Here is a 6,800-nt window from a genome sequence, read left to right as displayed (position 1 = left end):
CAAGCTGCTGACCACGCTCAATGCCATGGTCCGAACTGGCAAACCTTGGGACAAATCGCTTCACAGCGCTTGACTTCCAAGACGGTTACTCAGTCGATGTGGTCCACCGTGTCGGGGTCGGGCACGTCGCCGATGGCCTGCCGCGTGCGCTCGGCCTCGCGCAGCAGCCAGTCGCAGAAGGCCTTGACCTCGGGGCGCTGCGCGCTGCGTGGCGCCACCAGGAGCCAGTAGACCAGGGGCGAGTCCAGCCGGGCCCGGGGCAGCGGTTCGACCAGATCGCCGTTGGCCAGGCTCTCGGCCACCAGGGGCAGCCGTGCCAGCGCCACGCCCTGGCCCGTGAGCGCGGCCTGCACGATCTGGTTGGCGTAGTTGAAATAGAGCCAGCGCTTGGGGCTCAGGCGCGACCGCGTCTTGCCGCGCGCCGGGGCGGCCGGTGCGGGCACGGTGTGCAGTTCCAGCCAGCGCTGCCAGGTCAGCCATTCGAGGTGGCGCGTGCGGTGGGCGTCGCCAGCTTCGATGAGCGTGTGCCGCGCCAGGTCGTCCACCTTGTGCAGCGGCTGCTCGCGCAGCAGCCAGGGGCTGGCCACGGGGGTGAGCTGTTCACCGAAGAGCCGGATCGCGCCCGCGCCGATCGACTGCGGCACGGCGTAGCGCAATGCCAGGTCGACGTCGGCCGTGGCCAGGTCCACCGCGGCGTCGGTGGCGTCGATGCGGATGTCGATGTCCGGGTGCTCGCGCTGGAAGGCTTCGAGGCGCGGAATCAGCCACATGGACGCGAACGACGCCCAGGTGGTGATGGCCACGTTGCGGCGCCCGGCGCTCTGCCGGATCTGGCGCACCGCCGCATCAATCCGCTCCAGCGCCACGCCGGTGGCACGCAGCAGCTGGGCCCCCGCGCTGGTGAGTTCCACGGCCCGGGTGTGGCGCAGGAACAGGGGCGTGCCGACCTCGTCCTCCAGCGCCTGGATCTGGCGGCTGACGGCGCTTTGTGTGAGGGACAGCTCCTCCGCCGCCGCGCGGAAGTTCAGGTGCCGGGCCACGGCGTCAAAGGCGCGCAGATGGCCGGCCGAGATCGGGCGGGTGCGGGGGTGGCTGGCGGGCAGCGACATCGGGTGGTCTCCGGCGGATTGATGCGGAACTCGAATCAATAGCTTATCGCCATTTCATTGGACGCGGCGCGCGCAGCGGGCGAAGATCGGTGCCATATTGATGCTGCCTGAGGAGTCTGTCATGTCCACCGATCGTGTTGTTTCGTTGTCTGTTCCGGCCCACGCCCGCGCCGGTCAGTGGCGTCTGCATCCCGGGCATGCCATGACCCTGTGCCCGCAGAAGACGGCCCAGCTCCGCGTCCGCCACGGCCGGGTCTGGGTCACCTACGCCGGGGTCGAAGGGGTGGCGCCCGAGGCCGCGGGCGACCATTTCCTGGGCGTGGGCGATGTGCTCACCGTGCCGGCGGGTGCCCGCCTGGTGATGGAGCCGCTCGCCACGCCGGGCGATGCGTCGCCCGTCTGCTTCGACTGGCACGACAGCGCGCTCTCCGCCGCACCGGGGCGTTTCGCCCGCGAGGTCGGGGCACCGGCCCGCGATCTGGCGGCCGCACTCGGACAGTCGGCGCAAGCGCTGGCACGCCTGCTGCGGGGGCTGGCCGGTTACGGCGATGTGCTGCTGGCCGGGCGCGGCCGTGTGCTGTCGCCGCTGGAATCGCTGCGTCCCTGACGACCGGCTTTTTGCCGCTTCAGCGCGCCGCGGACCGCCGGGTTCGGCGCGGCGGGGTGCTGCGCGCTGCCACGGCGGCCTGCAGCGCCAGCCGCGCCCAGGGCGCCATCAGCGCGGGCGATTCCAGCGCCTCGTCAGGGGGCGTGTGGTAGTGCAGCCGCAGGGTCTTGCCCTTGGCCTCGTAGGCAAAGGGGCGGGCGCCCGCCGCCAGCCAGGTGGGCTCGGTGTCGGCGTTGGTCTTGAGAAACAGCGTGTCCCAGGCGATGATGCCCACGTTCATGCCGTCCACCGACAGCCCGTAGCCGCCGAACATGCGCGTGGCCTTGCACGGCCCCAGGCAGGCCAGCAGTTCGCAGGCGTGCAGCGCGAAGGGGTCGGTGACGGGGCGGGTGACCATGCGGGCATCGTAGCCGGCCCGCACATCGCACGCCAGCAGAGACGAGGCAGGCCCCTCCGGTCAGGGCACGTAGGGGCCTGCTGCGCCGGACCGGCCAACGCCGCGTCTTTCAGGGGTGACACCACAGGTGGCGCAGGGGTGGACAATGCCCCCTCATGGCCCGCCCCAAATCCGCCTTTCACGACCTCAAGCGCGACGAAATCCTGGACGTCGCCGCCCAGTGCTTCGCCCGGCAGAGCTTCCCGGCGGCCAGCATGAACGACATCGCCACCGCCTGCGGCACCAGCAAGGCCCGGCTCTACCACTATTACGAGAGCAAGGAAGCGATCCTGTTCGACCTGCTCGACCGCTACACCCAGCGGCTGCTGGCGCTGATCGGTGAGGCCGAAGCGCGTGCCCAGCGCAAGAACCTGAACGAACGCGATGCCCTGCACGAGCTGGTGCGGGCCTTTCTGGCCGAATACGAAACCTCGGCCACGCGCCACGTGGCGCTGCTGTCGGACACCAAGTTCCTGGGCGAGGTGCAGCGCGAGCTGATTCTCAACCGGCAGCGCGATGTGGTGGCGGCGTTCACCCGCTTCCTGCGCCGGGCCTACCCGCAGCGGGTCACGCCGGTCAACCAGACCGCGCTGACCATGATGCTGTTCGGCATGATCAACTGGACCTTCACCTGGTTGCGGCCCGGCGGCGAGATGAGCTACAGCGCCTTCGCCGAAGAAGTGGTCACGCTGCTGGAAAAAGGCCTGGGCTGAGCGGCGGAACGGGCCTGTGCGCCACAGGGTTATTGTTTACCCATTCGTAATGGATTTCGATTAAGTAAAATAATCCGCATCAGTCCTTGCTACCCCACCTGGAGACACCCCATGAGCAAAGCCTTCGCTTCCCAGGCCGACCTGGCCGACAAAAAGATCACCTTTGAACAGCTCAGCGCGCATTGCTGGGCCTACACCGCCGAAGGCGACCCCAATTCGGGCGTGATCATCGGTGACCAGTACATCATGGTCAGCGACGCCACGGCCACGCCCGCCATGGCGCAGGACCTGATCGCCAAGATCCGCACCGTCAGCGACAAGCCCATCAAATACGTGCTGCTCACGCACTACCACGCCGTGCGCGTGCTGGGCGCGAGCGCCTACAAGGCCGAAGGCGCGACCGAAATCATCGCCAGCCGCGGCACCTACGAACTGATCGTCGAGCGCGGTGCGCAGGACATGCAAAGCGAGATGGAGCGCTTCCCGCGCCTGTTCCGCGGCGCCGATTCTGTGCCCGGCCTGACCTGGCCGACCCTGGTGATCGGCGACGGCCAGCCTGGCCGCCAGGGCTCGCTGGAGGTGGACCTGGGTGGCGTGAAGGTGCAGATCTGGCACCCGGGCCAGGGCCACACGCGCGGCGACACCATCGCCTGGGTGGAGGCAGAGAAGGTGCTGTTCAGCGGCGACCTGGTGGAATACGAAGCCGGCGTCTACACCGGTGACGCCCAGCTCGAAGAATGGCCCGCCACGCTCGAAGCGCTGCGCGCCCTCAACGCCGAGTTCATCGTGCCGGGCCGCGGTGAAGCCATGAAGGGCAACGCCGACGTCAACAAGGCGCTCGACTACACCCAGCGCTGGGTCACCACGCTGTTCCAGGCCGGCAAGGAAGCCGCTGCCGCAGGCATGGACCTCAAGGCCGCCATGGCCCACACCCGCAAGAGCATGGATCCGGTGTTCGGCCATGTGTTCATCTACGAACACTGCCTGCCGTTCGATGTAAGTCGGGCATACGACGAAGCCCAGGGCATCAAGAACCCGCGCATCTGGACGGCCGAGCGCGACAAGGAGATGTGGGCGGCGCTGCAGAGCTGACGCCCCGGCAGCGGCGGGCGCTTCAGGCCAGCCGCTGCAGCAGCCCGAGCAGGGCGCAGACGCCGATCACCTCGATCACGCCGCGCCGGAACCGGATGAGGGCCAGCGCGGCGCCCAGCGCCAGCGCCATGGCCGCCAGATCGGGTGGCCCCGACACGCCCTGGGGCCAGAACACGTGGCCCGCAAACAGCAGCGCCAGGCTGGCGATGACGCCCACCACGGCGGCGCTGATGCCCGCCAGTGGCGCGGTAAAACCCAGGCGCCCGTGCGTGGACTCCACCAGCGGGCCTCCTGCCAGGATGAACAGGAACGACGGCAGGAAGGTGAACCAGGTCACCAGCAGGGCGGCCAGCGCGCCCGCCAGGAACAGGTGCTCGGGCCCGAGCAGGGCCTTGCCGTAACCGCCCAGGAACCCCACGAACGCCACCACCATGATCAGCGGGCCGGGCGTGGTTTCGCCCAGTGCCAGCCCGTCCATGACCTGCACCGGCGTGAGCCAGCCGTACTGCGCCACCGCGCCCTGCACCACATAGGGCAGGGCGGCATAAGCCCCCCCGAAACTCATGAACGCCGCCTTGGTGAAGAACCAGGCCATTTGCGTGTAGTCGTGCTGCCAGCCCAGCACGGCCGTGAGCAGGCCCATGGGCAAGCCCCAGAGCAGGGCGCCGGCGGCCAGCACCCGGGCCAACCCACCGAGGCGAAAGCGGGCGTGCGGCGGGGGTGGCGTGTGGTCGTCGATCAGTGCCGCTGGTGCTGCGGGGGCCGGGGCGGCCGCGTGCGGCGTCGGCCCGCCGGGCAGGAAGGCTGCGGGCGCCAGCCGCCCGCCGATCCACCCGGCCAGGCCGGCGGCCAGCACGATCACCGGAAAAGGCAGCCGGAACACCGCCAGTCCCAGAAAGGCGGCCAGGGCCAGGCCCCACAGCCAGCGGTTGCGCAGCGTGCGGCCCCCCAGGCGCAGCGCGGCCTGCAGCACGATGGCGGTCACAGCGGGCTTGATCCCGTCGAACACCCCCGCCACCCAGGGCTGGTCGCCGAAGGCCAGATAAATCCATGACAGCCCGGTGAGCAGCAGCAGCGACGGCAGCACGAACAACACCCCCGCCAGCACACCGCCCCAGGTGCGGTGCATCAGCCAGCCCAGGTAGGTGGCCAGTTGCTGGGCTTCCGGTCCGGGCAGCAGCAGGCAGTAGTTGAGCGCGTGCAAAAAGCGCTTTTCCGACATCCATCTGCGCTGCACCACCAGGTCGTGGTGCATCAACGCGATCTGGCCGGCCGGTCCCCCAAAGCTGATGAAGCCCAGGCGCAGCCAGTAGCGCAGGGCCTGCGAAAGCGGCACTGGCGGCGGGGTGTCGGAAGGGGCAGGGTTCATGGTGATCGGGTGGACGGTGCGGCATCTTATCGGCGCCCTGTGTCAGCGGCATGGCGGGCGCTGGGGCCGTCGCGCTTGCCGGACAATGCGGGTCCCTTTACCCCGTTCCTGACGCGGCCCATGAACCTGCCCGAATCCCTGGTCACCCATCCGCCCACCGACTGGGGGGTGGTGGCTGTTTTCGCCATCGTCTATCTCGGCATGTTCCTGGGGGGGCTGCCGCGTCTGCGGCTGGACCGCTCCGGCGTGGCACTGCTGGGCGCCATTGCCGTGATCGCCATCACCGGCGAAGGCGTGGAGATGGCCGCGCGCGCGGTCGACGTGCCCACCATCGTGCTGCTGTTTGCCTTCATGGTGGTGTCGGCGCAGATGCGCCTGGGCGGCTTCTACACCGAAGTCACCCGCCGTGTGGGCGCCTTGCCGCTGTCGCGCCGCGGGTTGCTGGCGGCGATCATCGTGGTCGCGGCGGGCCTCTCGGCCGTGTTCTCCAACGACGTGATCTGCCTGGCCATGACACCCGTGGTCGCGCGGCTGTGTCTGCAGCGCGGTCTCAATCCGCTGCCCTTTCTCATCGGGCTGGCGTGTGCGGCCAACATCGGCTCGGCCGCCACGCTCATCGGCAACCCGCAGAACATGCTGATCGGGTCGGTGCTGAAACTGCATTTCGGCGATTTCGTGCGCCAGGCGCTGCTGCCGGTGGGCGTGAGCCTGGGGCTGCTCTGGGCCTGGCTGGCCTTCGGGCCGGGCGCGCGCAGCGGTGCCCCCGAGCTGGCGCGGCCGCTGGCGGTGCCGGTGGCGCCCCTGGCCGAAGAGCCGCCCTACGACCGCTGGCAGACCGTCAAGGGGCTGAGCGTCGCGCTGGCGCTGATGGGGGTGTTCCTGTTCACCGACTGGCCGCGCGACGTGGCCGCGCTGGTCGGGGCCGCGCTGCTGCTGCTCAGCCGGCGTCTGCATTCGGCCGACGTCATGGGTTTCGTCGACTGGCAACTGCTGCTGCTCTTCATCGGCCTGTTCGTCGTGAATCACGCCTTCCAGGACACCGGCCTGGCGGGCGAGGCCGTGGCCTGGCTGGCGGCGCACGGCGTGCACCTGAGCGATCCGGGCGCGTTGCTGGTGGCCAGCGCGGCGCTGTCGAATCTGGTCTCCAACGTGCCCGCCGTGATGCTGCTGCTGCCGCATCTGGGCGGCGACCCGCAGCAAAGCGGCGTGCTGCTGGCGCTGGCCAGCACTTTTGCCGGCAACCTGCTGCTGGTCGGCTCGATCGCCAACCTGATCGTGGCCGACCTCGCCGCCCGCGAAGGCATCACGCTCGACTGGCGCCGCCACGCGCTGGTGGCGATGCCCGTGACGCTGCTGTCGCTCGCGGTGCTCTGGTTCAGCTGGTGAGCCTGTCAAGGCGACTTGGGGCGCGTTCTGGATGCCCGCTTTCGCGGGCATGACGGCAGGGCTCGGGGGCCCTTCGCCGGCTTGACGG

General features: G+C 69.6%; 7 protein-coding genes. 4 read left to right on the top strand and 3 right to left on the bottom strand.

Features of this window, described 5'->3' with window-relative positions:
* Positions 1 to 89 precede the first annotated feature (89 nt).
* Positions 90 to 1,109, bottom strand: coding sequence for a LysR substrate-binding domain-containing protein (locus QQK43_RS18425; RefSeq protein ID WP_284308937.1), 1,020 nt, complete (start codon positions 1,107 to 1,109; stop codon positions 90 to 92).
* Between the two features lie 121 nt (positions 1,110 to 1,230).
* On the opposite strand from QQK43_RS18425, the gene QQK43_RS18420 reads away from it, so the two are divergent.
* Positions 1,231 to 1,716 (top strand): DUF2917 domain-containing protein, encoded by a 486-nt coding sequence (locus QQK43_RS18420; RefSeq protein ID WP_284308936.1) that lies wholly within the window; start codon positions 1,231 to 1,233, stop codon positions 1,714 to 1,716.
* A gap of 19 nt (positions 1,717 to 1,735) precedes the next feature.
* On the opposite strand, the gene QQK43_RS18415 is transcribed toward QQK43_RS18420, so the two are convergent.
* Positions 1,736 to 2,113 (bottom strand): TfoX/Sxy family protein, encoded by a 378-nt coding sequence (locus QQK43_RS18415; RefSeq protein ID WP_284308935.1) that lies wholly within the window; start codon positions 2,111 to 2,113, stop codon positions 1,736 to 1,738.
* 155 nt (positions 2,114 to 2,268) lie between these two features.
* Here QQK43_RS18415 and QQK43_RS18410 point away from each other — a divergent pair, with 155 nt between their 5' ends.
* Both QQK43_RS18410 and QQK43_RS18405 read left to right on the top strand, forming a co-directional pair.
* Positions 2,269 to 2,865, top strand: a complete 597-nt coding sequence (locus QQK43_RS18410) for a TetR/AcrR family transcriptional regulator (RefSeq protein WP_234267431.1) — start codon at positions 2,269 to 2,271, stop codon at positions 2,863 to 2,865.
* 111 nt (positions 2,866 to 2,976) lie between these two features.
* Positions 2,977 to 3,957 (top strand): MBL fold metallo-hydrolase, encoded by a 981-nt coding sequence (locus QQK43_RS18405; RefSeq protein ID WP_284308934.1) that lies wholly within the window; start codon positions 2,977 to 2,979, stop codon positions 3,955 to 3,957.
* A gap of 22 nt (positions 3,958 to 3,979) precedes the next feature.
* Here QQK43_RS18405 and chrA read toward each other — a convergent pair whose 3' ends face one another.
* Positions 3,980 to 5,326 carry a chromate efflux transporter gene (gene chrA / locus QQK43_RS18400; RefSeq protein ID WP_284308933.1) on the bottom strand — a complete coding sequence of 449 codons (1,347 nt, stop codon included), beginning with the start codon at positions 5,324 to 5,326 and terminating at the stop codon, positions 3,980 to 3,982.
* Between the two features lie 120 nt (positions 5,327 to 5,446).
* Between chrA and QQK43_RS18395 the strand changes: the two genes are divergently transcribed.
* On the top strand, positions 5,447 to 6,712 hold the full coding sequence (locus QQK43_RS18395) for an anion transporter (RefSeq protein ID WP_284308932.1): 1,266 nt from the start codon (positions 5,447 to 5,449) through the stop codon (positions 6,710 to 6,712).
* Positions 6,713 to 6,800 lie beyond the last annotated feature (88 nt).

It is taken from the genome of Hydrogenophaga electricum (genome assembly GCF_030160815.1).
GTDB classification, from domain to species: domain Bacteria; phylum Pseudomonadota; class Gammaproteobacteria; order Burkholderiales; family Burkholderiaceae_C; genus Hydrogenophaga; species Hydrogenophaga electricum.
This window is presented reverse-complemented; position numbering and strand designations above follow the sequence as displayed.

Bases quoted from the DNA above. Each gene is read 5' to 3' on its own strand.
- QQK43_RS18405 (WP_284308934.1), top strand. From the start codon at position 2,977: ATGAGCAAAGCCTTCGCTTCCCAGGCCGACCTGGCCGACAAAAAGATC.
- chrA (WP_284308933.1), bottom strand. From the start codon at position 5,326: ATGAACCCTGCCCCTTCCGACACCCCGCCGCCAGTGCCGCTTTCGCAG.
- QQK43_RS18425 (WP_284308937.1), bottom strand. From the start codon at position 1,109: ATGTCGCTGCCCGCCAGCCACCCCCGCACCCGCCCGATCTCGGCCGGC.
- QQK43_RS18395 (WP_284308932.1), top strand. From the start codon at position 5,447: ATGAACCTGCCCGAATCCCTGGTCACCCATCCGCCCACCGACTGGGGG.
- QQK43_RS18420 (WP_284308936.1), top strand. From the start codon at position 1,231: ATGTCCACCGATCGTGTTGTTTCGTTGTCTGTTCCGGCCCACGCCCGC.
- QQK43_RS18415 (WP_284308935.1), bottom strand. From the start codon at position 2,113: ATGGTCACCCGCCCCGTCACCGACCCCTTCGCGCTGCACGCCTGCGAA.
- QQK43_RS18410 (WP_234267431.1), top strand. From the start codon at position 2,269: ATGGCCCGCCCCAAATCCGCCTTTCACGACCTCAAGCGCGACGAAATC.